At 64.4% G+C, this 25,617-nt stretch carries 27 protein-coding genes; 11 read left to right on the top strand and 16 right to left on the bottom strand.

Annotated features, from left to right (window positions below):
- Window positions 1-9 precede the first annotated feature (9 nt).
- The 7 genes from AC0CMF_RS05620 (at window position 10) to AC0CMF_RS05590 (ending at window position 5,936) form a co-directional block, all read left to right on the top strand.
- The gene (locus AC0CMF_RS05620; protein ID WP_058900122.1) at window positions 10-546 is read left to right on the top strand and encodes a sarcosine oxidase subunit gamma; all 537 of its coding nucleotides are present in this window, start codon (window positions 10-12) and stop codon (window positions 544-546) included.
- A gap of 73 nt (window positions 547-619) precedes the next feature.
- Window positions 620-1,885, top strand: coding sequence for a serine hydroxymethyltransferase (gene glyA / locus AC0CMF_RS05615; RefSeq protein ID WP_472481182.1), 1,266 nt, complete (start codon window positions 620-622; stop codon window positions 1,883-1,885).
- The gene (locus tag AC0CMF_RS05610; RefSeq protein ID WP_472481180.1) at window positions 1,886-3,286 is read left to right on the top strand and encodes an L-serine ammonia-lyase; all 1,401 of its coding nucleotides are present in this window, start codon (window positions 1,886-1,888) and stop codon (window positions 3,284-3,286) included. It begins immediately after the preceding gene.
- Between the two features lie 194 nt (window positions 3,287-3,480).
- Entirely contained in the window at window positions 3,481-3,762 is a 282-nt protein-coding gene (locus tag AC0CMF_RS05605) for a type II toxin-antitoxin system ParD family antitoxin (protein WP_472481178.1), read from the top strand.
- A gap of 289 nt (window positions 3,763-4,051) precedes the next feature.
- Window positions 4,052-4,843 (top strand): AzlC family ABC transporter permease, encoded by a 792-nt coding sequence (locus AC0CMF_RS05600; protein WP_472481176.1) that lies wholly within the window; start codon window positions 4,052-4,054, stop codon window positions 4,841-4,843.
- Window positions 4,840-5,208, top strand: a complete 369-nt coding sequence (locus AC0CMF_RS05595; protein WP_094462920.1) for an AzlD domain-containing protein — start codon at window positions 4,840-4,842, stop codon at window positions 5,206-5,208. The genes AC0CMF_RS05600 and AC0CMF_RS05595 overlap by 4 nt, the downstream gene beginning before the upstream one ends.
- Before the next feature lie 68 nt (window positions 5,209-5,276).
- Entirely contained in the window at window positions 5,277-5,936 is a 660-nt protein-coding gene (locus AC0CMF_RS05590) for a glutathione S-transferase family protein (protein ID WP_472481174.1), read from the top strand.
- An 85-nt stretch (window positions 5,937-6,021) separates the two neighbouring features.
- Here the strand turns inward: AC0CMF_RS05590 and AC0CMF_RS05585 are convergent, their stop codons facing one another.
- From AC0CMF_RS05585 to AC0CMF_RS05570, 4 genes are all read right to left on the bottom strand, one after another.
- The gene (locus AC0CMF_RS05585) at window positions 6,022-6,450 is read right to left on the bottom strand and encodes an HIT family protein (protein WP_123194066.1); all 429 of its coding nucleotides are present in this window, start codon (window positions 6,448-6,450) and stop codon (window positions 6,022-6,024) included.
- Between the two features lie 123 nt (window positions 6,451-6,573).
- Window positions 6,574-7,863, bottom strand: coding sequence for a GNAT family N-acetyltransferase (locus AC0CMF_RS05580; RefSeq protein WP_472481172.1), 1,290 nt, complete (start codon window positions 7,861-7,863; stop codon window positions 6,574-6,576).
- A gap of 233 nt (window positions 7,864-8,096) precedes the next feature.
- On the bottom strand, window positions 8,097-8,858 hold the full coding sequence (locus tag AC0CMF_RS05575; RefSeq protein WP_457166746.1) for a glycerophosphodiester phosphodiesterase family protein: 762 nt from the start codon (window positions 8,856-8,858) through the stop codon (window positions 8,097-8,099).
- Between the two features lie 87 nt (window positions 8,859-8,945).
- The gene (locus tag AC0CMF_RS05570) at window positions 8,946-9,410 is read right to left on the bottom strand and encodes a RidA family protein (RefSeq protein ID WP_050471815.1); all 465 of its coding nucleotides are present in this window, start codon (window positions 9,408-9,410) and stop codon (window positions 8,946-8,948) included.
- A 233-nt stretch (window positions 9,411-9,643) separates the two neighbouring features.
- Between AC0CMF_RS05570 and AC0CMF_RS05565 the strand changes: the two genes are divergently transcribed.
- Window positions 9,644-10,534, top strand: coding sequence for a cell envelope integrity EipB family protein (locus AC0CMF_RS05565; RefSeq protein ID WP_472481170.1), 891 nt, complete (start codon window positions 9,644-9,646; stop codon window positions 10,532-10,534).
- 221 nt (window positions 10,535-10,755) lie between these two features.
- On the opposite strand, the gene AC0CMF_RS05560 is transcribed toward AC0CMF_RS05565, so the two are convergent.
- From AC0CMF_RS05560 to AC0CMF_RS05550, 3 genes are read right to left on the bottom strand one after another with little or no spacing between them, the layout of a single operon-like run.
- Window positions 10,756-12,084, bottom strand: a complete 1,329-nt coding sequence (locus tag AC0CMF_RS05560) for a DNA polymerase IV (RefSeq protein WP_472481168.1) — start codon at window positions 12,082-12,084, stop codon at window positions 10,756-10,758.
- Between the two features lie 16 nt (window positions 12,085-12,100).
- Window positions 12,101-12,772 carry an HAD family hydrolase gene (locus AC0CMF_RS05555; protein ID WP_058900110.1) on the bottom strand — a complete coding sequence of 224 codons (672 nt, stop codon included), beginning with the start codon at window positions 12,770-12,772 and terminating at the stop codon, window positions 12,101-12,103.
- A 7-nt stretch (window positions 12,773-12,779) separates the two neighbouring features.
- The gene (locus AC0CMF_RS05550) at window positions 12,780-13,049 is read right to left on the bottom strand and encodes a DUF3572 domain-containing protein (RefSeq protein ID WP_019965258.1); all 270 of its coding nucleotides are present in this window, start codon (window positions 13,047-13,049) and stop codon (window positions 12,780-12,782) included.
- A gap of 172 nt (window positions 13,050-13,221) precedes the next feature.
- Between AC0CMF_RS05550 and AC0CMF_RS05545 the strand changes: the two genes are divergently transcribed.
- From AC0CMF_RS05545 to AC0CMF_RS05535, 3 genes are all read left to right on the top strand, one after another.
- Window positions 13,222-13,593, top strand: a complete 372-nt coding sequence (locus AC0CMF_RS05545; RefSeq protein ID WP_050471810.1) for a response regulator — start codon at window positions 13,222-13,224, stop codon at window positions 13,591-13,593.
- Between the two features lie 458 nt (window positions 13,594-14,051).
- On the top strand, window positions 14,052-14,558 hold the full coding sequence (parS, locus tag AC0CMF_RS05540; RefSeq protein WP_058900109.1) for a type II RES/Xre toxin-antitoxin system antitoxin: 507 nt from the start codon (window positions 14,052-14,054) through the stop codon (window positions 14,556-14,558).
- Window positions 14,555-15,052, top strand: a complete 498-nt coding sequence (locus tag AC0CMF_RS05535; protein ID WP_472481320.1) for an RES family NAD+ phosphorylase — start codon at window positions 14,555-14,557, stop codon at window positions 15,050-15,052. The genes parS and AC0CMF_RS05535 overlap by 4 nt, the downstream gene beginning before the upstream one ends.
- A 79-nt stretch (window positions 15,053-15,131) precedes the next feature.
- Here the strand turns inward: AC0CMF_RS05535 and AC0CMF_RS05530 are convergent, their stop codons facing one another.
- The 9 genes from AC0CMF_RS05530 to AC0CMF_RS05490 form a co-directional block, all read right to left on the bottom strand.
- Window positions 15,132-17,045 carry a beta-galactosidase gene (locus tag AC0CMF_RS05530; protein ID WP_472481165.1) on the bottom strand — a complete coding sequence of 638 codons (1,914 nt, stop codon included), beginning with the start codon at window positions 17,043-17,045 and terminating at the stop codon, window positions 15,132-15,134.
- Complete coding sequence (locus AC0CMF_RS05525) at window positions 17,042-17,926, bottom strand: SMP-30/gluconolactonase/LRE family protein (protein ID WP_472481163.1); 885 nt, start codon at window positions 17,924-17,926, stop codon at window positions 17,042-17,044. Before AC0CMF_RS05525 ends, AC0CMF_RS05530 begins: the two co-directional genes overlap by 4 nt.
- Entirely contained in the window at window positions 17,923-18,534 is a 612-nt protein-coding gene (locus tag AC0CMF_RS05520) for a 2-dehydro-3-deoxy-6-phosphogalactonate aldolase (RefSeq protein ID WP_081626031.1), read from the bottom strand. The genes AC0CMF_RS05525 and AC0CMF_RS05520 overlap by 4 nt, the downstream gene beginning before the upstream one ends.
- A gap of 3 nt (window positions 18,535-18,537) precedes the next feature.
- A complete protein-coding gene (locus AC0CMF_RS05515; RefSeq protein WP_472481161.1) occupies window positions 18,538-19,455 on the bottom strand; it encodes a 2-dehydro-3-deoxygalactonokinase in 918 nt (305 codons plus the stop codon).
- Window positions 19,452-20,222 (bottom strand): SDR family NAD(P)-dependent oxidoreductase, encoded by a 771-nt coding sequence (locus AC0CMF_RS05510; protein ID WP_472481159.1) that lies wholly within the window; start codon window positions 20,220-20,222, stop codon window positions 19,452-19,454. The genes AC0CMF_RS05515 and AC0CMF_RS05510 overlap by 4 nt, the downstream gene beginning before the upstream one ends.
- Window positions 20,223-20,337: 115 nt before the next feature.
- Window positions 20,338-22,422, bottom strand: coding sequence for an alpha-galactosidase (locus AC0CMF_RS05505; RefSeq protein ID WP_472481157.1), 2,085 nt, complete (start codon window positions 22,420-22,422; stop codon window positions 20,338-20,340).
- Window positions 22,419-23,264: a carbohydrate ABC transporter permease gene (locus AC0CMF_RS05500; RefSeq protein ID WP_472481155.1), complete on the bottom strand. Its 846-nt coding sequence runs from the start codon at window positions 23,262-23,264 to the stop codon at window positions 22,419-22,421. The genes AC0CMF_RS05505 and AC0CMF_RS05500 overlap by 4 nt, the downstream gene beginning before the upstream one ends.
- Window positions 23,265-23,266: 2 nt before the next feature.
- Complete coding sequence (locus AC0CMF_RS05495; protein WP_186393678.1) at window positions 23,267-24,154, bottom strand: carbohydrate ABC transporter permease; 888 nt, start codon at window positions 24,152-24,154, stop codon at window positions 23,267-23,269.
- A gap of 92 nt (window positions 24,155-24,246) precedes the next feature.
- Window positions 24,247-25,485 (bottom strand): ABC transporter substrate-binding protein, encoded by a 1,239-nt coding sequence (locus AC0CMF_RS05490; RefSeq protein WP_058900101.1) that lies wholly within the window; start codon window positions 25,483-25,485, stop codon window positions 24,247-24,249.
- Window positions 25,486-25,617 lie beyond the last annotated feature (132 nt).

Here is a 25,617-nt window from a genome sequence, read left to right as displayed (position 1 = left end):
GAGCGCGACATGACCATACAACGCCATGACTTCACCAACGGGCCTTTCCTGCTGGAAGAGCTGGGCTCGTCTCCCCGGTTCTCCCTGCGGGTCAAGCAGGAGAACCGCGCCGCGCTGGCTGAGGCTCTCGGGCTGGAGCTGCCGGACCGTGTCAGCCACAAGTCCGGTGCCGGGGGAACCGAGGTTCTGTGCACCGGCCCTGACGAATGGGTGATCCTTGTGCCCGAAGCCGGCCGCCAGGTCCTGATTGCCGCAGGAGCTGAGGCCTATGCCCGGATCCCGCACAGCCTCGTCGAGATCAGCGACCGCGAGATCACGCTGCGCCTGTCCGGGCCGCAGGCGCTGACCGCACTGACGGCGGCCTGTCCGCGTGACGTGGATGCGCTGCCGGCCGGCCGCGCTGTGCGCACGCTGTTCGACAGCGCGACCGTGATCCTGTGGCGCGACGGGCCGGACAGTTTCCGCATGGATGTGTGGCGCAGTTTCCTGCCCCATGTCCGGGCGATCCTGGCGAAGGTCTCGGCCGAGCTCAAGGCCGGCCTCTGAGCCGCACCACATTGACATGTGCTTCTGCGGCCTGCCGGCCGCGGGCCATCACGCTCTCTAGAAAGGATTTCGCATGTTCGACACCAATATCCAGGCGATTTCGGACAAGGCCATCGCCGGTGCCATTTCCCGCGAGCTGGTGCGCCAGCAGGATCAGATCGAGCTGATCGCCTCGGAGAACATTGTTTCGCCTGACGTTCTGGTGGCTCAGGGATCTGTTCTGACGAACAAATACGCCGAAGGGTATCCCGGCAAGCGCTACTACGGCGGCTGCGAATTCGTGGACGAGGTCGAGGATATCGCCCGCGACCGCCTGAAGCAGCTGTTCGGGGCCGCGCATGTCAACGTGCAGCCGCATTCCGGCGCTCAGGCCAACCAGGCCGTTTTCCTTGCGCTGCTGCAGCCGGGTGACAAGATCATGGGCCTGTCGCTGGCCCATGGCGGGCATCTGACCCACGGTTCGCCCGTCACCATGTCGGGCAAGTGGTTCAACGTCGTGTCCTACGAGGTCGAAGAAGACACGCATCTCATCGACATGGCCAAGGTCCGTGATAAGGCGCTGGCCGAGCGGCCGAAGCTGATCGTGGCGGGTGCTTCTGCCTATCCGCGCCACATGGATTTCGCCGCCTTCCGCGCCATTGCGGATGAGATTGGCGCCTATCTGATGGTGGACATGGCCCATTACGCAGGTCTGATTGCTGCGGGCGAGTACCCGAACCCGGTGCCGCACGCTCATGTGACCACGTCGACAACACACAAGACCCTGCGCGGCCCGCGCGGCGGCGTCATTCTGACCAATGACGACGATCTGGCGAAGAAGTTCAACTCCGCCGTATTCCCCGGCAATCAGGGCGGCCCGCTGATGCATGTGATCGCGGCCAAGGCCGTTGCCTTCGGCGAGGCGCTGCAGCCCTCGTTCAAGGACTATGCGAAGGCGGTCATCGCCAACGCCCGTGCGCTTTCTGATACGCTCATTGAGGGTGGCGTCGGCATCGTTTCGGGCGGAACGGACTGCCACATGGTCCTGTGCGATCTGCGCCCGCTTGGCGTCACCGGCAAGGCGGCGGAAATCGCCTTGGAGCGGGCGGGCCTGACCTGCAACAAGAACGCCATTCCGTTTGATCCGGAAAAGCCTTTCGTGACCTCGGGCATCCGTCTCGGCAGCTCGGCCGGCACCACGCGCGGCTTTGGCGAGGCCGAGTTCCGGCAGATCGGGCAGATGATCCTGCGTGTCCTGCGCGCTCTGGGTGAAAATCCGGAGGGGGACGCCGCGCTCGAAGCTTCCATCCGTGCCGAAGTCAAGGCAATGTGCGACCGCTTTCCAATCTACGGGGCATGAATGTTCCTCTCGGTCTTTGACATCTTCAAGATCGGCATTGGCCCGTCGTCCTCGCATACGATGGGCCCGATGGCTGCCGCTGCGCGCTTCCTTGACGACCTGCGCGGCGGGGCCGGGAAGATCTCCGGCACGGCCCGGCCGCACCGGCTTTATGCAAGCCTGCATGGCAGCCTGGCCTTCACCGGCAAGGGGCATGCGACGGACCGTGCGGTGATCCTGGGCCTGTGCGGGCTGCGTCCGGACACGATGGACCCCAACAGCGCCGACGGGATTGAGGCCGGGGTGCGCAGCACTGGCCGTGTCAGCCCCGAGGGGCTTGGCAGCCTGGTCTTCGAGCCGGATCGCGATCTCGTCTTCGACTATGGCCCGGCACTGCCGGGCCATCCGAACGGCATGATCCTGAAGGCCTTTGATGCTGAGGGGGAGGTTTGCCACGAGCAGACCTATTACTCGATTGGCGGCGGCTTCGTCGTCACCAGCGCCGAGCTGGAGGCGGTCCAGGCGGGGCAAGCGCCCGTCCAGGACGGTGCTGCCGTGCCATTCCCGTTCGAGACGGCGGCGCAGATGCTGGAGATGGGCGCCGCTTCCGGCCGGACGATCGCCCAGATGAAGCGCGCCAACGAGGAGGCGCAGCTGGGCGCGCAGCTGGACGAGAAGCTCGACGTGATCTGGGCCGCCATGAACGGCTGCATCACCCGTGGGCTGACGCAGGAGGGCATCCTGCCGGGCGGCCTCAAGGTGCGCCGCAGAGCCCGTTCGATCCACCGGCAGCTGGAAGGGGAGCGCGGGCAGAACCTCAGCCAGCCCCATCAGGCAAATGATTGGCTCAGCGTCTATGCCATGGCCGTCAATGAGGAGAATGCGGCCGGTGGCCGGGTTGTGACCTCGCCCACGAATGGTGCGGCCGGCGTCGTGCCTGCGGTGGGACGCTACTATATCGACCACTGCGTTGGGGCAGATCAGGAGAAGATCCGCGACTATCTGCTGGTGGCAGCCGCCATCGGCGGCCTGATCAAGCACAATGCCTCGATCTCGGGCGCCGAGGTCGGCTGCCAGGGGGAAGTCGGATCGGCTTCGGCCATGGCGGCGGCGGGGCTTTGCGCGGTTCTGGGGGGCACAAATGCGCAGATCGAGAATGCGGCGGAGATTGCGCTGGAGCATCACCTCGGCATGACCTGCGATCCAGCTGGCGGTCTCGTCCAGGTTCCCTGCATCGAGCGCAATGCCCTCGGCGCGATCAAGGCCGTCTCAGCCGCAAGCCTTGCCTTGCGCGGCGACGGCACGCATTTCCTGCCGCTGGACAATTGCATCCGGGTGATGCGTGACACCGGCCGGGACATGAACGACAGATACAAGGAAACATCTCAGGGCGGCATCGCCGTCAACTTGCCGGAATGCTGACCGGCTGATGGCTTGCAGTCTTCCGGTTCCCGGCCGCGCTTGCGTCCCGGGAACCGGCATCTTCTTGCGGCTGTGAGCCTTTGCGAGGCGCTATCCTTCAAGGCCGGGAGTCTTGCCATCCCTCATGTGTGGAAACTTGAAGCCTGCCATATGCGGTGGTAATCTTTACCACCAATTCAACGGCGAGATGCTTCATGGCCAGTGTCGAAAAAATCAGCGTTTCCATGACGCCGCAGCAGGCCGACCTGCTGCGCGAGGCCGTTGCCAGCGGCGCCTATGCCAGCGGCAGTGAGGTCATCCGCGAGGCCCTGCGCGACTGGTCCGCCAAATGGGCACAGCGGCGCGGCGATATCGAGCACCTGAAAAGCCTTTGGCAGGAGGGGATGGCCAGCGGCAGTGCCTCTGACATGGACTTCGACGGCATGCTTGCCGAGGCCCGCGAGGAACTGGCTCTGAGCAAGCGCCATGGCGGCTAGGCTTGTCTGGACACCAAAAGCCCGGGCCGCCTGAACCCGCTTCAAAACGCGGTATTGTCAGGTGAATACCATTTCTGCACATTCTGGCGTTTTCTAAGAACACTCGCGCCTTCTCCACACCGAACCCTTTTTCGCCCTCCCGGCCTTGGCTCATGCAGCTTGGCGGTGTTACCAATAGGCCTCCTGCCGCACACTGCTTCCGTGTGTGCCAATGTTCTGCAAGCGGGTGGGCTGCCGTGGTCCGGGGTGCTTGGCTCCGGCCGGGGTCCATCCGGACGGATCACGGATCATGACGCAATCAGACATGCCGCCTCCCGGAACGGGAACAGGGGCAGCCCCTGCACCGGAGACTGAGGCGGTTCGTCCGGCGCGGGTCTGGGCTTTCAGGGGCGCCCGGGCCGCCATTTCCATTCCGGGCTTCATTCTGGCGGCTGCCTTCGTCGGCTATGCGGGGCTGGCGCGGGAAAGCGGCCTGACGCTGCCGCAGACGCTGATGATGGCCGGCCTCGTCTGGGCGCTTCCCAGCATCGTGGTGCTGACCGGGGCGATTGCCTCCGGCGTGGGCCTCATCCCGGCGGCCATCGCCGTGGCGCTGGCCTCCGTGCGCCTGATGCCCATGACCGTCGCGCTGATGCCGGTGTTGCGGGCGGAGAAGAAAGCGCCAACCTGGCTGCTGCTCTTTGCCTCGCATTTCGTCGCCATCACCGCCTGGGTCTTTGCCATGCGCAACCTGCCGGATCTGCCAAGAGCCGGGCGGCTGCCGTTCTTCCTCGGCTTTGCCTGTTTCCTCACCGGCACGGTGACGGTGGTGACCGGTGTTTCCTATGTGCTGATCGACGCGATGCCGCCGATGGTGGCCGGAGCGCTGTTCCTGCTGACACCGGTCTATTTCCTCTGCTCGCTGTGGACGGCGGGGCGCCTGCCCACCGACAAGCTGGCGATGATCCTTGGCCTCGTGCTGGGGCCGCTGGTCTATTGGCTTGTGCCGGGGCCGGATTTGCTGATCACCGGCGCGGCCGGCGGTACCACGGCCTATCTTGCCGTGCGGATCGCCCGCCGGGCAGGGTGGGGGGCGGAATGATGGCGGCAGATACAGCCTTCATGCAGGGCGTGACAGCGTGGTGGCCCTATGTGATGATCATCTTCGCCGGATGGCTGGCGACGGATATCTGGCGCTGGCTCGGCGTTCTGGCGGCGGGAAACCTGCGCGAGGACAGCGAAATCCTGATTTTCGTGCGCTCCATCGCGACGGCTCTGGTGGCAGGAGTGATCTCGAAGCTGATCCTTTTCCCGAGCGGAGCGCTGGCCGAGACCTCCGCCTGGCTGCGTGTGGCCGCCGCAGTATGCGGCTTTGCCGCCTTCCATGCCGCCCGGCAGACCGTGTTCGCCGGTGTTCTTGCCGCCGAAGCTGTTCTCATCGGCGGCTGGCTTCTAACAGGCTCCTGACAGAAACTGTCAGGAGGGAGCTGCTACAAGAGGCAATCCGCCGCCTGGCAAGACAACAGGAACCCGACATGTCCGACAGCAAGCTGATCCTTCATTATGCCCCCCGCAGCCGCTCCAGCACCATCCGCGTGCTGATGGATGAGCTCGGCATGCCCTATGACCTCCATGTCCTCAATATGCGGGCCGGTGAACTGAAGTCGCCGGCCTATCGGGCGATCAATCCGCTGGGCAAGGTTCCGGCGCTGCAGCATGGCGATACCATCGTCACCGAAGCCATTGCCATCGCGCTCTATCTGGCTGATCTCTATCCGCAGGCCGGACTGACGCCGGCGCTCACCGATCCGCGCCGCGGCGAATACATGCGCTGGATGGTCTTCTATGCCGCTTCCTTCGAGCCGGCTGTCGTCGACAGGGCTGTGGGCAATGTGATCCCGCCGGAAACGGCGCCTTACGGCTCATATGACAAGGTGATGGAGATCCTTGCGGCGCATCTGGAAGGGGCGCCCTACATGCTGGGGGACCGGATCTCGGTGGCCGATATCATCTGGGGCGCAGCCTTCCGCTGGCTCCTGATGTTCAAGCTGGTGCCGGAGCTTCCGGTCTTCACGGAATATGCCGCACGGATCACCAGCCGTCCGAGCTTCCAGGCCGTTTTGGCCGATGAGATCCGGCTGGACGCCGAGCATGAGGCAGCTGCTGCGGCCCTTGCCGCGGCGCGCGCAGGCTGATCCGGCGGACCGCTGAGATCCCATAAGGGGCCGGAGGTGAGGTCTTCGCCTCCGGCCCTTGTTGTTCAGATCAGCCGTCCGTGCCTCAGGCCAGCGCAGCGCGGATCTTGTCTGCCTGTTCGGCCAGCACGGCCTGATCGGCCATGGCGCTGGTGTGGGGGCGAAGGGCGACCCCTTCAAAGCGCGGGATGACGTGGAAGTGGGTGTGGAACACCACCTGGCCGCCGGCGCTTTCGGAAAACTGCTGGATGGTTGCGCCATCGGCGCTGAAGGCCTTCATCACGGCCTGTGCCATCTTCTTCACGGTGGCCATGACGGCGAAGAGGTCTTCCTCGGCGATATCGAGAATGTTGCGTGACGGCGCCTTGGGGATCACCAGCACATGGCCGTCGCCACGGGGCATGATGTCCATGATCACCAGCGTCTTGCCGTCTTCATAGAGCTTGTGGCTGGGCAGTTCGCCGCGCAGGATCTTGGCAAAGACGTTGCTGTCGTCATAGGCAGGGCTGGTCATCAGTCTCTCCGTGCAAGGGTGTTTGCGGGCACCCTAACGGCACCCTTGCAGCCGGGCAACGGGCATTTGCGGGGCATTGACTCTGTTTGTGAAGCCGCTGACTCAGTGTGTGAAACGCGGTTCTCAACTCTCTGAGGACTCTGCGTCACATCCAGCAGTTCCGCCCGGGTTCGGCCCACCCTTCCGGAAGGGGGCGTGTTCGCTGAGGATGGCGGCATCCATCTCCACCGCCCGCCGCTCCCGCTCCAGATAATCGGCGACGGCGGCCCGAAGGCCCGGATGGGCGATCCAGTGGGCGGAGCGGGTGAGGCGGGGCAGGTAGCCGCGCGCCAGCTTGTGTTCGCCTTGCGCGCCTGCTTCCACCACCTTCAGCCCGTGGGCAATGGCAAAGTCGATGGCCTGATAGTAGCAAAGCTCGAAATGCAGGAAGGGGTGATGCTCCGTGCAGCCCCAGTTGCGGCCAAACAGCGTGTCCGAGCCGATGAAATTCAGCGCCCCGGCGATGTAGCGCCCCTCGCGCTTCGCCATGACCAGCAGAATGCGCTCCGCCATGCGCTCGCTCACCAGCGAGAAGAAGCGCCGGTTGAGATAGGGACGGCCCCATTTGCGCGCGCCCGTGTCCATGTAGAAGGCGAAGAAGGCATCCCAATGGGCCTCGGTCAGATCGCGGCCCGTCACCCATTCCACCTCGATGCCGGCAGACAGGGCTTCCTTGCGCTCCTTGCGGATGGCCTTGCGCTTGCGCGAGGCAAGCTCTTCCAGAAAGCCGTCAAAACTCGCGTAGCCACGGTTCTCCCAGTGGAACTGCTGGTCGGTGCGAAGCAGATAACCGGCATCGCCCAGCTGGTTCCATTCCGGTTCCGTCAGGAATGTGGCGTGGACGGAGGACGCGCCCGACTGGCGGCAGACCTCCACCAGCCCCTGCGACAGGGCAGCGATGCCGGTCTCCCGGTCAAGATCCGGATGGGTGAGGAAGCGGCGGCCCGTTGCGGGCGTGAAGGGCACGCTGACCTGGAGCTTCGGGTAATATTCCCCGCCCGCCCGGTGAAATGCCTCGGCCCAGCCGTGGTCGAACACATATTCACCCTGCGAATGGCTCTTCAGCCAGGCCGGAACCGCCCCCAGCAGCGTGCCGTTTGCCGCTTCCAGCAGCAGATGGCGCGGCGCCCAGCCGGTGCGGGCCGAAGCGCAGCCAGATTCCTCCAGCGCCTGCAAAAAGGCGTGGCAGATGAAGGGGTTGAAGTCCGCGCCGGACTCAGTTTCTGAAGGCTTGAGGTGGCCGCCTGGACCCAAGCTCCAGCCGGGATTGGCGAGCCTGTCCCAGTCCTCTGCCGCAACGCCGCCAAGGCCATTGGCAATGCGCAGCGTCACCGCAAGGCCGCCGTCCTGATCTGCCGGTGTGTTGCCGCTCATGCGACTGCTATCCTCAAGGCTGGCTGGCGCGGGAGGTTTGCGCCCCGCTCAAAGGGTAGAGCCTGTAGAGCGCGGCGCAAGGGGGAGGGCGCAGATTTTGCGGGTGTCCGGGTCCGGCCGGAGAAGGCCTTGTATCAAGGCTCTGAGATGCTGACGCATCACGCCTTTGAAATGCTCAGACGCCGCAAGGGCTTGACCAAAACCCGATGAGTCCAGCTCACCGGGTTTTGGTATCACACCTTGTCGGTGTCAAAGCCCTCGAAAATGATCTGATCGGCAAAGGCGAGGGCGCGCTGGCGGTCGGCCGGGTCGCGCACGGTCCAGGTCATGATCGGCAGGTTGAAGAACTTGCGCAGGATGCTCGGCCCCATCATCGGCAAGTCCTTGTAATGATAGGAGATGAAATGCGGCCGGGTGCGCGGGGCGTGCAGCAGGTGGCGGTGGATGAAGCGCTGCATGCGCGTCAGCTGGCGGTATTCGCCCTTGTTGGGGGTGCTGTCGGCAACGATGCCGCGCGGGATTTCCGGGGCGTGCTCACGCAGCACCGAAAGCATGTCCGGATCGAAGGACTTCAGCACCAGCGGGCCTTTGTAGCCGCGCACCGTATCGGCGACACTGCGCACGAAATCCGCCTGGGCATCCGGTTTCATCAGGGATTTGATCTCGACGACCAGTGTCACCTTGCCGTTCACCTGTTCCAGCAGCTCTTCCAGCAGCCACAGCCGGTCCGTGCCCTTCTGCATGCGGATGGCGGTCAGCTCGGCAGCGGTGCGGGCGAGCACAGGCCCCGTGCCTTCCGCCAGCCGGTCCAGATCATCATCATGGAACACCAGTGCCCGGCCGTCGGCGGTTTCCTGCACGTCCACCTCGATGGCGTAGTTGCGCGTCATCGCCTCGGCAATGGCGGTGGGGCTGTTTTCCATGATGCCGGCGGAAGCCGTATGGAAGCCGCGGTGAGCGATCGGGCGGGAGACGATCCAGGAATGATCGGTCATGGGGAATGATCCGGAATGGCGGCAATGGCCGCAGCAAGGGGGAAACAAGGTCCGGGCGGGCAGCCCGCCCGGAGCTTTAGCCGAAGATTATTCGACTTCGATGACAGCCTCGACCTCGACGGCAACGCCGAAGGGCAGGGAGGCGACGGAGACGGAGGTGCGGGCATGGCGGCCCTTGTCACCGAACACGTCGACGATAAAGTCGGAGCAGCCGTTGACGACCTGCGACTGCTGGATGAACTCCGGCGTGGAGTTGATCATGCCGGTCAGCTTGACGACACGCACGACCTTGTCGAGGTCACCGATGGCGGACTTGGTCTGGGCGAGGATGTTGATGGCGCACAGGCGGGCGCAGGCGGCGCCTTCCTCAACGCTGAATTCCGCGCCGACCTTGCCGACATATTCGATGCCGTTCGGGCCGATCGGAATCTGGCCGGCGATGAACAGCAGGTTGCCGGTGCGTACCACCGGAACATAATTGGCCTGCGGCGCGACGGGAACCGGCAGGGTGACGCCGAGTTCGGCAAGGCGGGCTTCGATGGTACCAGACATGGAATCTTCCTCTGAAAAGGGGCGGGAACCGGCGCCAGTGATTGCGCAAATTTGCACGCCCGGCAAGGGCTTCCGGGCCTTCGGCCGTCCGAAACTGAGGGCGGGAAGCTGACTTGCAGCATCTTTGGGGGCAAACTTGTTCCGCGCTGCTTCAAACTTGCCCGAATTGCCAGCGAGTGTGCTAGGGAAAGGGCTGTTGGCTGACAGTTCATGGGTTCGATGAGGAGTGATTGATGTCGGGAAAACGAGCTGCCGTTCCTATCTTCAAGGGATCCTGGCGCGCCTGGCCAATCTTTCTGTCCGGCATGATCGGGCTTGCGGGGGCGGGCAGTGCCGCAGCTTCCGCCCAGTCCGGACCACTGCCGCTGATGCCGCACCGCGCCGTCTATGACATGAAGCTGTCGGATGCGGGGGATGGTGTCAGCATTTCCGACATCACCGGGCTCATGGTCTATGAAATGACCGGTTCGGCCTGCGAGGGCTATGCGGTCAATCTGCGCATCGTCACCCGCTTTGTGGATGACAGCGGCACCTCCAGCATCACCGATCTGCGCAATTCCACCTTCGAGGAACCGGACGCCAACACGCTGGAGTTCCTCAGCCAGACCTATTCCGGCCAGACGCTGACCATGGAAACCCGTGGCACGGCCGAGGAAAAGGACAACCGCCTGACCATCAGCCTCACCGAGCCTGAGGAGAAGAAGGTCGAGACCGGTAAGGATGTCTATTACCCGATCTCCCACATTCAGGCGCTGATCAACGCGGCCAGAGAGGGCGGCTCCTTCTTCGAGGCGGATGTGTTCGACGGGGCGGAGACGGGTGAAAAGGTCTATGGAACCGCGGCCGTCATCGGCGCGCCGCAATCAGGTGAGGATGCGCCGGGCGAGGAAGAGGCCAAGGCCGTGTCCGGCATCGGGGCGGGCCAGCGCTGGCCGGTGACCATTGCCTATTTCGATCCAGAACTCGATCATGGCGGCGAGGCAACGCCCGTCTACCAGATCAGCTTCCTGCTCTATGAAAACGGCGTCAGCCGCAAGCTGAAGCTCGACTACGGCGACTTCAAGCTGGAAGGCAAGCTGACGAATTTCGAGGCCCTCCCGGCGGCCGCTCCCTGCAAGAAGTGAGCGCGGGGGAGAGCCGTCTGCGAGGCAGGTACAACCTCTCCTTCGTCATACCGGACGAAAGCGAAGCGAAGATCCGGTACCGGTGAGCCAAGGCCTTTCGGTTCTGGTCCGTCGAAATCCAACCAACGCCCCGGCTCACCGGTCCCGGATCGCGCAAGCGCGTCCGGGAAGACGATGGAGAGGGGCTGGGTGCTTTGTTCAGGCAGGAGGAAAGGGCGGGTTTACTCCACCTCCGGCCGCCGTTTCAGCTTGGCTGCGTGGGTCAGGCCCGTTTCGACGGCGGTGAGGCCGAATTTCTCGCGCAAGGCGTCGATGGCCCGTTCGGCCTTTGCCTGACGGCCGGCTTCCTGATCGACAAGATCGGCCGGATCGGCAAGGTCTGCATCGCACAGATCCGACAGGCCGATGCCGATGAGGCGGAAGTGCTGGCCCTTGGCGGCGTCCGCCAGAAGCTCGTCCCCCAGCGCGAAGATGCGTCCGGCCAGCTGCGTCGGGCTGGACAGCTGGCGGGAGCGGGTGATCGTGCGGAAGTCGCCCGTCTTCAGCTTCAGCGTGACGGTGCGTCCGGCAAAGCCCGCCTTCTTCATGCGCCGCGACACCTTTTCCGACAGGTCGCGCAGGATGGGGCGCAGCACCGGCACCTGGGCGATATCCTTGTCGAAGGTGGTTTCGGCGCTGATGCTCTTGGTCTCCCGCTCCGGCGAGACGCTGCGGTCATCCACGCCTTGGCACAGCTTGGCGAGCCGCAGGCCCATGGTGCCATAGCGGCGGATGAGGTCCGACGGGTCCATTCCCTGCAACTGGCCGATGGTGGTGATGCCGTCGCTGGCGAGCTTGCCCTGAAACACCTTGCCGACGCCCCAGATGAGGCCGACGGGCCGTTCCGCCAGAAAGCTCTTGGCCTCAGCCGCGCCGATCACCGAAAAGCCGCGCGGCTTGTCGAGGTCCGAGGCGATCTTGGCGAGGAACTTGTTGGCGGCAAGGCCAACGGAGGCGGTGATGCCCACCTCGCTTTCCAGATCGCGGATGAAGCGGGCCAGCACTTCGGCGGGCGTGGCGTGATGCAGCCGGGTGGTGCCGGTGAGATCGAGAAACGCCTCGTCGATGGACAGCGGCTCCACCAGCGGCGTCAGCGCCAGCATCCGCTCGCGTACCAGCCGCCCGGTTTCGGCGTATTTGGCCATGTTGGGCTTGATCACCACCGCATCCGGGCAGGCTTCCAGCGCCTTGTACATGGGCATGGCCGAGCGCACCCCGTGGATGCGGGCGATGTAGCAGCAGGTGGAGACAACGCCGCGCTGGCCGCCGCCGACGATGACGGGCAGGTCGCGCAGCTCCGGATTGTCGCGCTTTTCGATGGAGGCATAGAAGGCGTCGCAGTCGATATGGGCGATTGCGAGCTGGTCCAGCTCCGGATGGCTGACAAGGCGCGGGCTGCCGCAGGCCTTGCAGCGCTGGCGTCCGGGCTCCGGCCTTGCGCCGCAGTCACGGCAAAGCGGCCGGGGGCGCTGCCCCGCCGCTGCTGCGTCTGTGCTGCCCGCTTCACCCATGCCTTTGGCCCTGATCCTACCGGGAGGCGATCATAGTCCTGATATGGGCTTCTGTCTCAAGCCAGTCGCCGGAGACAAGATCAAGGCCGGGCAGGGGATCGAGCGCTTGGCGGAAACGGGCATCGGCCACGAACTGGATCAGCCTCGCCGAGGGCAGCGCCTGCGCCACCGACTGAAGATTCTGCGGGCTGTCATCGATGAAGACGACCGGCTGGCCGCGCCCGGCAGAGAGCGCCGCGACAGCTCCGCCCTTGGGGCCGGAATTGGTGACGACCGGAAAGGTCAGCCCATGGGCGGCCAGCAGCTTTTCGCGCAAGGGTTTGTTGGCAACGCCCGGCAGATTGGTGAGAAAGACGATCTCGAAGGCTTCCGACAGGCGGGTGAGGGCCGGGGCTGCACCATCGACGATGGTCTGCCGGTCCGAGATATCCTCGAAAAATCCCTGTACCAGCCGGTGCACTTCGTCCGCGCCCAGCAGCCGGCCGGAGGCCTCTTCGGCAATGTTGCCGGTCAGCCTGTAGCTATAGGCGAGGAACACGAGCCCCCGCGCGGCAAGGAATTCCTCCAGATGCAGGATCATGTGCAGTACCACCTCGTCCACGTCGCAGATGATCAGCGGGCGGGGAGAGCGGGGCAGCAGGGCAATCTGGTCGAGGACACCCCGGCCGGGGGCGGTCAATGTGGACATGGGGCGCTCAGGCGTCCGGGTCGCCGGCCAGCACATAGCGGGCGGCGGCGATCATGGTGGGGCGGACGCCGGAATTCTCGCAATAGGCCAGAAGCAGCGGCTCATCGGTCATGAAAAACTCAAGAACACCTGCCAGAAATCCAGGCTCCGCAGCCGCAGAGCGAATCGATTCCGGCCCGATACCGGAGAGGGCAAGGAACCGGCCCGTCAATTCCGGGTCGCGCGTCAGGTGCAAAAGCGCGTCCAGGGCCATTTCTTCTGCTTTTTCAAAGCTCATGCTCCGAGACTCAGGAATTGCCATTGCATTTTTGCCTTTCCGAAACGAATCCGCGCTACCATTTGTTCTTAAGTAATGCGGGCAGGGGAGAGACGCCAGCCAATCGGTGCTGCGCCGTCATCTCTCCTGTTGCCGTTTCCCTCCGTGCCGTGACCGGCGAAGGCTGTTTTGCATGTCCAAGACCGTGCTGATCGTTGAAGACAACGAACTCAACATGAAGCTGTTTCACGACCTTCTGGAAGCACATGGCTATGGCACGCTGCAGACCCGCACCGGCATTGAAGCGCTGGAGCTGGCCCGCAAGTACCGGCCGGACCTGATTCTGATGGATATCCAGCTGCCCGAAGTGTCGGGGCTGGAAGTGACCAAGTGGATCAAGGAAGACGACGACCTGTGCACCATCCCGGTCATCGCAGTCACCGCCTTCGCGATGAAGGGCGATGAAGAGCGCATCCGGCAGGGGGGCTGCGAGGCCTATATCTCCAAGCCGATCTCCGTGACCAAGTTTCTGGAGACGGTGCGTTCCTATCTGGGAGAGGCGTGATCCTCACGCCTTTCTGCACCTTCTGCGGAGCCTCACGGGTTTCCGCAAGGGCTGTTGCGTGAATTAAGGTTACAAGTTTACTAACTTTTTACGATTTCATTGGCGCGGCAGCTGCGCTGATTGATTTCCCGTGCCGATTCGCTACTGTAATTCCTGTATTTAAAGGGCATCTGCGGGAAAGCAGGGCACATACTTCAAGTCTTTGATCTGAATACCCTACGGGACGCCTGGGTCCGCCGCATCTCCTGGGTCCGTGGGGCAAGGCCGGCGCGGTGTCTGCCCGATGAGTGGCCTCCTCGGATTGGCAGTCCCGCGCCGGCCGCCACACCGTGCCTTCTGCAAGTCTCCTTTGATCAAGGTCTCCTGAGCGGGCTGTGTCTCTCCGCCCGCAGGATTGCCTTGAAACGGCCTGCGACAAGTGTCACCTTGTTAGTGACACATGGCGACGGGAGATCCTGATGACGGCCACAGTCCTGCAAGACACACCATCCCCAAGAGGCCGCGCCCCCAAGTCCGGGAGCGGAACGGTCCGCGCCTTCCACCTGCTGGGCGGCCGCAGGATCATGAAACGCGCAGTCCATGACCAGCTTGATGCCCATGACATGATCGTGGAGGGGATTCCGGCAAGGTCGCTGCTTCATCTCGTCGATGGCGTGCGCGTGCTGTCGACCGGGGACGTGCTCAACAAGGCCATCGGCATCAGCATCCGCACCCTGCAGCGCCGGAAAGCGGATGCGCAGGATACGCTGCTGTCACCGGAACAGAGCAGCCGCGCGTGGCGGTTTGCCGAGATCCTGGCACAGGCAACGGACATTCTGGGCAGTCAGGACGCGGCAGAAATGTGGCTTGTCGAACCTGCCATCGGGCTCAACAACCGTAGGCCGGTGGATCTGCTGGCCTCGGCCGCAGGAGCAGAGGCTGTCGGCACCTATCTGACGCGGCTGGAATACGGGGTCTATACCTGATGCGCTTGCCCGCTCCCTTGGGGCCGGGTGAGCTGCGTTTCTGGCGGCTGGACCATGAGCGGCATGCCGGCAGCTGGAGCTCGGGCGAGGGGGCTTTTCTGGCCGGTGGGCGCTGGAGTTCAAGGGGCGTTCGGGCTGTCTACACCTCGGTTGATCCCTCGACCGCCATTCTTGAAGTCGCGGTTCACAAGGGTTTCAAGGCGCTGGATACCGTGCCGCATGTCCTGACCTGCGCAAGGGTAGCTGACCTCTCCAGCGTCCATGTTGTCCAGCCGGATGATGTCCCCAATCCCAACTGGCTCGTGCCAGGAAGCCACGGGCCGGGGCAGCAGGCCTTCGGTGACAAGCTGCTGCGTGAGCATCTGTTCTTGCTGGTGCCCTCCGCTGTGTCCCGCCATAGCTGGAACCTGATTTTTGACGCTGTGCATGCGGCCGGCCATTTCGAGGACGTGCAGCAGGAGCGCTTCGCGCTTGATCCGCGATTGCATGTCTGAAATGGCGCTGGCCATCAGAAAGTCCCCCATCACATTTCTTGTGTGCGGGGGACTTCCTGTCATGTCCCGTGCGTGCTGTTTAGCCGAGCGGCATCCAGACCGCACCGGCTGCCGGAATGTGGTGCCCGGCGAAGTGGACCGGTTCCGGGCCGTAGTTGAAGAGGAAGCGGTGCGTGGCCGTGTCGCGCTGGCGGATGCCTTCCGGCATGTCCGTAAACTCAAGCCCGGCCTCGATGACGGCGCTGCGCAGGATGCGGTCGAGGGCTTCCTCGTCCGGCCAGCCGCCGAGATAGGTCATGTTGCCTGCGCGCATGGCGGCAGGCGTGCCGTCCACGGCCTCTTCCACCACTTCGGCACTGCCTTCCAGCACCTCGCGCCAGCCGGTGAAGGCACCGCCCGCGACAAGCGGAACCGGCGCCGTGGGTGGCAGGCTTTCGACGCGCGCCACAAGGCAGTCCAGCCCCGGCAGGGCGGGCGGCAGCGGCACAGGAATGGTGAAGTCCGGGGTCTTGGAATTGAAGCGCGGGCCTGCGATGACGGCGGCACCTGAAGCGGTGAGCGCCGTCTTCAGCGTCTCTGTCAGGGTGAAAAGCCCCGGCACCAGCACAAGGCTGTAGCCGCTGAAATCCTGTGCCGTAGGCGGCAGGATATCGACGGAAAGGCCAAGGCGGCGCAGGCCCTTGTAGATATGGAACAGCAGGGCGAAGTAATCGAAATCCTTGCCCTGCGGCTGGATGGTCCAGGCCCAGGCGCTTTCGTAGTCGAAGACGAGAGCCACCTTTGCCTTTGCCACGGCGGTGACGGGCAGGGCCTTCAGCTCTTCGGCCACCTTTGCCGCCTCGTGATAGGCGGGGGCAGCGGCGCTGTCCGGGCGCAGCAGGCCGGCATGCATCTGCTCCTGCGCGAAAGGTGCCTGCCGCCAGCGGAAATAACACACGGCTTCCGCCCCATGGGCAAAGGCTTCCCAGGCCCAGAGCCGCGCCATGCCCAGCAGCGGATCGGGGTTGTAGGGCGCCCAGTTCACCGGGCCGGGCTGCTGCTCCATGATCCACCAGCGGCCCTTGCCGACGGCGCGGTAGAGATCGTGGTGGAAGGCCTGAAAGTCCGGGTCGCCTTGACGCAGATAGCGGCGCTTGTGCTCGGGGCTGGCTTCCAGCCGGTCGGACAGGAAGCCGATCGGATAGGCATCCCAGCTGGCGATATCGAGGTCGGCGCCGACGGCGAAATGATCGAATTCGACGATGCGGCCCATGTAGTTGTGGGCAATGGGCGCATCGGAGTGGCGGCGGATGATGTCCGTCTGCTGCCGGTTGAAGCTGACCACCTGATCCGAGGAAAAGCGGCGGAAGTCCATGACATGGGCCGGGTTCGGCTCGGTCACGGTCAGGTTCGGCAGCTCAATTTCCTCGAAACCGGCATAGTCCATGGACCAGAAGATGTTGCCCCAGGCCCGGTTCAGCGCCTGCGGCGACTGATATTTGCGCGCGAGCCAGTTGCGGAAGGCATCGCGGGCGGCGGTGGAATAGCTGAGGATGGTGTCGTGGCAGCCGTATTCATTGTCGGTCTGCCAGGCGGCCACATGTTCGTTGCGGCCATAGCGCTCGGCCATCAGCGCGACGATGCGGGCGCATTCCTGCCGGTAGCCCTCATGGGAGAAGCAGTAATGGCGGCGCGAGCCGAAGCCGCGTGGACGGCCTTGCGCATCCAGCGCGATCATGTCCGGATGGCGGTTCAGCACCCAGCGCGGCGGCGTTGCGGTCGGCGTACCCAGCACCACCTTGAGGCCTGCCTTGCCCAGAACCGCGATGGCTTCGTCCAGCCAGCTCCAGTCGAGCGCGCCGGGCTCGGCCTCGATGCGCGCCCAGGCGAATTCGCCAATGCGCACATAGGTGAGGCCGATCTCCTTCATGCGGGCCGCATCTTCGGCCCACTGGGCAGCGGGCCAGTGTTCGGGATAGTAGCAGACGCCAAGGGCGCGGATATGGCCGGTCACAGGTTCACTCGATGCTCTTTCTGGCCGCGCGCCCCGCTGGCGGCGGCAAAGGTCATGCCGGAAAGCGGCTTTGCAGCCCTCGCGCTGGCGCCGAGGCCCTGACGGGCGCTGCTGCAGAACAAGGTGCCAAGGTCATCTCCGCCAAAGGCCGGGCAGCTGGTATGGGGCGCATCAAACGTGATGGCACGCACGAAGCTGCCGTCCGGCGCATAGGCGGCAACGCGGGACGAGCCCCATTCCGCCAGCCACAGAAGACCGCTTTCATCCACCACGGCCCCGTCGGGATTGCGGCCTTCGGAGGTCAGGTCGAGGAAGACCTCCGGCTCGCCCTTCGGCCAGCCGGCCTCATCCAGCGCCACGCGCATGACGCGGCCTGTGACCGTGTCGGAGAAGAAGGCCGTTTCGCCATCGGGGGCAAAAGCGATGGAATTGGAAATGGTGATGGGCGCAAACAGCTTGCGCAGTGCGCCCCGGTACCAGCGGTAGATGGCACCGGCATCCTTTTCGGCGTTCTTGCCCATGGTGCCGATCCAGAAGCCGCCATAGGGGTCGGCGCGGCCATCGTTGGAGCGGGTGGCCGGATTGTCCGCTTCCAGCGCGCAGACCGTGCGGGCCGCGCCCGTTTCCACGTCGAAGGAGAACAGCTCCCGGTCGCTGGCGATCAGCAGCTTGCGCTCATCCACCCATGCAGCCGCAGACACCAGCGTCTCGAAACGGTAGATGCGGGTGTGGTCGTTTTCCTGGGTCAGCAGGCTCTTGTTCAGAATGTCGAACCAGAACAGCTGGCGGCGCAGCGGGTGCCACAGCGGGCCTTCGCCCAGTTCGCAGACAGTGGCATCAAAGACGGTGGCATCGAAGACGGGGGAAGCTGCAGAACTCATCTTGCGCCCCCCTTGGCAATGTCGAAGGCCTGCACCATGGCGCGGGCTCGGGTTTCAACGTCTCCGACCGTCAGCCCCGGCACATAGAGTGCGGTGCCGATGCCGAAGCCATCAACGCCCACCTTCAGCCAGTCGGCGAAATTGTCCGGTCCGGCGCCGCCCACCGCATAGAGCCGGGTTTCCTTCGGCAGCACGGCGCGGATGGCCTTGACCCCCTCAGAGCCCAGAAGACCGGCCGGGAAGAGCTTCAGCCCGTCAGCGCCCGCCTGCAGGGCGGCGAAACATTCTGTCGGTGTCATCACGCCGGGGAAGGATTGCATGCGGGCAATCTTGGTGGCGCGGATGACGGATGGATCGCAGTTCGGCGACACGGCCATGCGGGCGCCGGTGTCGGAGAGCTTCATCACGTCCTCCACCGTCAGCACGGTGCCTGCGCCGATGATGGCACTGTCGCCGAACTCGCGCACCATGGCGGCGATGCTGGTGAAGGGATCGGGCGAGTTGAGCGGCACCTCGATGCGGGTGAAACCGGCAGCGATCAGGCGCTCACACACCGGCAGGGCTTCGGCGGGGGTGATGCCGCGCAGAATGGCAATCAAGGGACGCATCAGTCAGCCTTTCTGGTTTTCCGTGAGGACCCGGCGCGCAAGCCCAAGTCCAGCCAGTGTCAGGCTTTCGCCCGCCGTTGCGCGCGCGTCAAGGCCCGCCAGTTTCAGCGCCTCCAGATAGTGTGCCGAAAGCGCCGGGGCGCCGATCAGCATGACGTCCCCTGAGACGTCCTGCCGCACCGCTGCGATCTCCGCACCGATGATGAGGCCGGACAGGCGCGCACGGGCAGATGCTGCGCCAAGGCCATGCAGCAGCCCTTCGGCCCGCAGCGAAAAGAAGGCGGCAGCCAGTATGTCCGGCCGGGCAAGGATGGCCGTCACGCCGCCTGCAAAGGCCTCCGCATCCCAGCCATCATCCGCCATGCCATGGCGCAGAACGGAGGATTTGGACAGAAGCGCGAAGAGTTCGCCCGTCATGAAGGTGCTGAAGGACGTGACCGTGCCGCGCTCGATCCGCACCCATTTGCTGTGGGTGCCGGGCAGGCAGAGCGTCCCGGAAAAGCCGGGATTGCCGGCCAGAAAACCGGCGATCTGGGTTTCCTCACCGCGCATCACGTCGGCGGGCATGGTCTGGCTGAGGCCCGGAATGATCCAGACCGACAGGCGCGGGTCAGCAACGGGGGCCTCAACCATGGCGCTGGCCTGCAGCGGCGGGCAGGGCACGGCGGCATAGGGCGCTTCCACCCAGCCCTGACGGCTGCCGACCATGCCGCAGGCGATCACCAGTGTCTTTCGATCCTCTGGCAGCCAACCGGCGATCAGTTCCAGCAGCGCCCCCTCGAACTCGTCTCTTGCAAGGCTTGCCATGCCCTTGGGCGAAGAGGCCTGCGCCAGAACGCGTGCCCCTTCCATGGCGAAGACGCGCAGATGTGTTGTGCCCCAGTCAGCGGCAATCCACCCGGGGGAAACCTCTTCGCTCATCCCGTCACCACCACGCCGCCGTCAATCACAAGCGCCTGTCCGGTCATCATCTTCGAGGCGGAGGAGGCCAGGAACAGGCAGCTGCCGGTGATGTCTTCCGGCGCCAGCGTGTCCTTCAGGCACTGGCGCTCCACGTGGCCTGCGAGGGCTTCGGGCGTTACCCAGAGGTCCTTCTGCTTCTGCGTCAGCACCCAGCCGGGAGCAAGCGCATTGACGCGGATGCGGTCGGGGCCGAAATCGCGGGCAAGGCTGCGGGTCAGGCCGTTGATGGCGGAGTTGGCGGACGTATAGGCCGGGAAGCCGCCGTTGCCCATCATGTAGCTGATGGAGCTGAAATTGATGATCGAGCCGCCGCCAGCCTTCTGCATGCCGGGGATCACCGCCTGCGCCGCGAAGAAATAGGCCTTCAGGTTGATGGCCATCGCCCAGTCCCAGTATTCCGGCGTCACGTCCAGCGTGTTGTGGCGCTGGTCGTTGGCGGCGTTGTTGACGAGCACGGTGATCGTGCCATGGGCTTCCGCCGCCTTGGCAATCGCGCCCTTCAGGGCGTCGATATCGGTGATGTCGCAGGGCAGGAACAAGGGTCGGCTGCCGGTTTTTGCTTCCATCTCGTCACAGAAGCCGGAGGCATCGGAGCGCTGCACGAAGGCCACCTTGCAGCCCTGCCGCAGGAAGGCTTCCGTCAGGCTGGCGCCAATGCCGGAGCCGCCGCCGGTGATGAAAACGGATGCGCCCTTGAGATCTGGAAAGACCGGCTGTGCGTTCATGATGTAGCCCCTTCAGGTTCCTGCAGGCGGGCTTCGCTGCTGCGTGTGCCGCCGCTGATATTTCAGTGTGTGCCTTTATGCCGATGGATCGGGTGACCGGACAAGCCGTCCGGCCTCACAGACGGGTTCCTTCCACCGTGAAAAGCGTGCCCGGCCATGCCACGGGCAGCATGATGCCCTGTTGCATCAGCGCGGCCCCGGAGAGCGTCACCGGCCCGCTCTTCAGGGCGCAGGCCCCGCGAGACTGGGGCGGCACATCTTCCGGGTTGAGCAGCACCAGCCGGTAACGCGCCGCCGGATCCAGTCCGGTCAGCTTCAGCGGGCGGGGCAGGGCCTGTGCGGGCGCTGCCGCCTGACCGGAGGACAGCACGAAGTGGCTGCCGTCCCGCGCCAGCTGCAGTTCGGCGGTGACGGACGGGTCCGCCGCATCAAGGCGCAGGATGTCCGCACGCATCAGCCAGTCCCGGTTGGCCTTCCACCAGCCGGTGACGGCGGTCAGAACGGCCGTCTCTTCCGGATCGAGTTCGCGCAGGTCCATCTCGAAGCCCATGTGCCGCTGGGCGGCCACGCGGGCGCGCAGGCTCATGGACAGAACCCGGCCCGAGGTGTGGCAGTGGCGAGGGCCCACATGGCTGCCGGTGACGGAAGCGGGCAGGAACAGCGCCGCATCATGCTGGATGCGCAGGCGCTCAAGTGCGTCGTTGCTGTCCGACAGCCAGACCCGCTGGGTGTGGGCGAGGATGCCGGCATCGATCCGCCCGCCGCCGGAAGCGCAGCTTTCGATCTCGACCGCCGGATGAGCCGCGCGTAGCTGCTCCAATAGTGCCAGTGTGCCCCGCGCCTGCGCTGCGTCCACCACGGGAAGCAGGCGGTTGTGATCCCACTTGATGTAGTCGATGGCGTAGGTGGAGAGCAGGGCGGAGATCGCCCCGAACAGGTGATCGCGCACCGGCTCCAGCGCCATGTTCAGCACCAGCTGGTTGCGTCCGCGGGTCTGGTTTGCGGGGCCAAGGATCCAGTCCGGATGGGCGCGGTAAAGGTCGCTGTCCTCGCTCACCATTTCCGGCTCGAACCACAGGCCGAAACTCATTCCCAGCCTGTGAACGGCCTCGATGAGCGGCGTCAGCCCGTCCGGCCATTTGCGCCGGTCCACGGTCCAGTCGCCAAGGCTTGTGGTGTCGTCATCGCGCCGGCCGAACCAGCCGTCATCCAGCACGAAACGCTCCGCCCCGATGGCGGCCGCCTTGGCGGCGATTTCGGTGAGCGCGGAAAGTTCGTGGTCAAAGTAGATGGCTTCCCAGCAGTTGTAATGCACGGGCCGGGGGCGGGCCGGATCTGGCCATTTGACCACCCGGTCGTGGATGTCGCGCTGGAAGAGCGTGGCGATGCCGTTGAGGCCGGACGTGGAAACGGCGGCGATGAGGTCCGCCGTTTCAAAGCAGGTTCCAGCCGCATGTTCGCTGTTGCTGGCATGGCCGAACTGCACCTGCCTGCGCCCGTCGTAAAGCTCTTCGGCCACAAAGCGGTGCCCGCCGGGCCAGGCGTAATGCAGGGCGCGGACTTCGCCTGAGGTGTTGCGGCAGCCCGGTTCCGTGAACAGCGCATAGGGCGGGTGTTCCTGACCCGAACGGCCGGTGCGGGCCTCGCGCTGGCGGATGCCTGTGGTCCAGGGTGTGGACTGCATGCGGAATTCGCCGATCCACTTGCCGGCCGGATCAAGGATCTGGTCTGCACTCTGCGGCACCGGCAGCACGGGCGCGGCGAGCCAGTCGATGCGCACGGGCGCAAGGGACTCCAGCCGGGTGCGCAGCACGAAAACGCCGGTCTCTGCCGCCTCGATCACATGGGTGAGGGTGAGGCCTGTTGCAGTGGAGATCAGTTCCAGCCGTCCGGCGCTCTGGCGGGCCTCACGGAAGGCAAAGCGGGGCTGCAGCAGCTCACCATCGGCAGAGCGCAGCACGAGGCCCGGCTGGCCCTGCCAGTCATTGCCCTGCACCGGACAGAGGCTGAGCGGGGGCAGGGCATCCAGCATGCCGCCGGTGAGGTCTGACCGGCTGGCGGTTACAAGAGCTTCAAGGTCTTCATCCTGCGGCAGAGCCGGGCCCCAGTAGATGGCCTCCGGCACACCGCCGGAGGAGGTGAGGACAAGGCTCTGCCCTGCGCAATCAAGGCGCCAGTGCTGTGCGGTGTTCCCGGTCATTTCACGGCTCCCAGCGTCAGGCCGGCGATGAAGTGCTTTTGCATCAGGAAAAACATCAGAACGGGCGGCAGGGCGGCGATGATCGACCCGGCGGAAACGAGGTGCCAGGCGGCAATCCACTGGCCGTTGAGCGAGTTGAGCCCGGCGGTGACCGGCTGGGTGTCGGCGCCGGTGGTCAGCACCATGGCCCAGAAATAGTCGTTCCAGATGAAGGTGAAGATCAGCACCGACAGGGCGGCAATGGCCGGGCGCATCAGGGGCATGACCACGTACCAGAAGATTCTCACTTCGCTCACGCCCTCCACCCGCGCCGCCTCGATCAGCTCATAGGGCAGGGCCTTGATGAAGTTGCGCATGAACAGGGTGCAGAAGCCGGTCTGGAAGGCGATGTGGAACAGGGCAAGGCCGGTGATCGTGTCGTAAAGCCCCATCTGCAGCGTCAGGTCGCGCACCGGCACCATGAGGATCTGGAAGGGGACGAAGTTGCCCGCCACGAACAGAAAGAAGACCAGCAGGTTGGAGCGGAACTTGTAGATGGCGAGCGCAAAGCCCGTCATGCAGGACAGCGCCACAGCGCCGATGACAGTGGGGATCGTCACCTTGAAGCTGTTGAGGATATAGGCCGCTATCGGTGAGTTCTGGAAGATGGTGACATAGTTCTCGAAGGCGATGGCCGAGGGCATGCCGAAATAGTTGCCGGACGCCAGATCGGAGGAGGGGCGCAGCGAGGTGAGCGCCACGCCCAGAAGCGGCAGCAGCCACAGGACGAGCGCAACCGGCAGGGCCGCCTTGTAAAGCGCACGGGCCGGGGCCGGGAGTTGCTGAATGGGACGGGGAAACATGCTCAGTGTTCCTTCTCGTCGCGCCACATCTTCCAGATGAAGCCGGAAATGAAGATCATCATGATGGCGAAGAGGACAACAGCAATGGCCGCGCCATAGCCCATGCGGAAGCCGTATTCGGACAGGGCCTGCTCATACATGTAGAAGGAGAGCACCCGCGAGGAGCCGAAGGGGCCGCCGGATGTCATGATCGACACAAGGTCGAAGGAGCGCAGCGCGCCGATGACGGTGACGATGACGGCGATGAAGGTGGCCGGGCGCAACTGCGGCAGGATGACGTACCAGAGCATCTTCCAGCCCTTGGCCCCGTCCAGCCGCGCCGCTTCGATCTGGTCGGGCGCCACGTTGTTGAGGCCGGTGAGATAGAGGATCATCACATAGGCGATCTGCGGCCACAGGCCTGCAGCGATGATGCCATAGGTGACGAGGTTCTCTTCCGCCAGAATGGCAACGCCCTGACCGGTCACCGCCTCGATCAGCTTGTAGAACAGGCCGAAATTGGGGGCATAGAACCAGGAGAACATCAGGCCGACAACCACCTGGCTGATGACGAAGGGAAAGAAGAACAGGGACTTGTAGACCCGGATGCCCCAGACCGTCTGGTTCAGGAAAATCGCGATCATCAGGCCTGCCGGAATGGCCAGCATGTAGAGCGCAAGCCAGATGACGTTGTTCTTCAGAGAGACATAGAAGGCCTCATCATCCAGCAGCTCGGCGTAGTTGCCGGCGCCAATCCACCGGGCCGTGCCGATGCCGTCCCAGTCATAGAAGGAAATGCTGACCGACTGGAAGACCGGCGCAATCACGTAGAAAACGAACATCAGGGCGCCGGGCGCAAGGAAAAGCCACGGGGCAAGCATGCGCTGGCGCGCTTTCCAGAAGGCGGTCATCTCGGCCTCGGATCTTTCGGGAACATGTCCTCCGGATCAGCTCCGGAGGACGTTTCTGGGAGGGCCGCCAGCAAGGGGCGGCGGTGCAGGGCTCAGTAGACGCGCTGGCGCACCTTCTCGAGGCGGTCGAGGATCCGCTCCAGCCGGTCGGGCTTGACCATGTATTCCTGGAAGCCTTCCATGGCAGCCTTGGCCATCTCGGCCGGGGCGTCCCGGTCGAAGAACTGGGCAACGGCCGAAGCGGTCGACACCGTTTCAAAGCCCTGGCTCAGGAACGGATCCGCCGCATCCACCGTGGCCTCGTTGTTGACCGGCAGCTGGCCGAGGCGCTTGTTGAGGGCGGTCTGCACATCGGCACGGGTGACGAAGGCGAGGAACGTCTTGGCGTCCTCCGCATTCTTGGCGCCGGCCGGAATGTGGATCGTGTCCGTCGGGGCTTCTTCAGCACGCGGCAGGCCCGGGGTGATCTCGGGGAAGACCATGAAGCCGAGATTGTCATTGGTCATGCCGCCATCCTTGAAGGCGGCGACGGCAAAGTTGCCCATGACATAGTTGGCGGCCTTGCCCTGAACCAGAAGGGAAACGGCATCCTGCCAGTCGATGGCCGTGTGATTGGCGGTGACATAGCCCGGTTCCACCAGCTTCGCCCATTCGGCAAAGACGGCCTTCACCCGGTCATCCGTCCAGGCAATCTTGCCGGAGGTCAGGTCCATGTGGAATTCATAGCCGTTGGTGCGCAGGCTCAGATAGTCGAAGATGCCTGCAACCGGCCACAGGGCCTTGGAACCGGTGGTGACGCAGTCGATGCCTGCCGCCTTGAACTTGGCGCAATTGGCGATGAACTCGTCCCAGGTCTTCGGCTCGGAAACGCCCGCCTGCTTGTAGACATCCTTGTTGTAGTAGATGCCCCACTGATAATAGGTATAGGGCACGCCCCACTGCTTTCCGTCGATGGTCATCGAAGCCTTGGAGGCCGAGAGCTTCTGGCCGAGGCCGTTCTTCTCCCAGACATCGCTGACATCCATGAACTGCCCGGCCTTGACGAAGGGCGCCATGCGGTTGCCGGCGTACCAGCTGGCCAGATCCGGCGCATCTGCAGTCATGAAATTGCGGATGGCGGTCTTGTAGCCCTCATGGTCGAAGATGTTGACCTTCACCTTCACGTCCGGGTTTTCCGCCTCGAACATGGTGACCAGTTCTTCCAGCGCAGCCTTCGGCGCCGGGTCCGACATGTCGGTGTTGAAAACGAGGGTCCTCTGTGCGGCCAGCGCCGAACCGGACATCATCAGCGCAGCGGCAAAGGCCGCCAGCTTGAGCGGTGTAACAGTCATCTTGTCTCCTCCCGGACTGCGTTCTTTGGCAAGGAGGTTCCAAATAATGAAACCAAGTCTTGCATATTGAAAACTATGATGCGAAGCTTTAGGACTGTCAAGCAGCAGGCGCACCCCGGTGTGCCGGGCGAG

This window comes from Pannonibacter sp. CBAS1226, from assembly GCF_055685825.1.
Note: the sequence above shows the minus strand (reverse complement) of the source record. Positions and strands in the feature narration are given on the sequence as shown.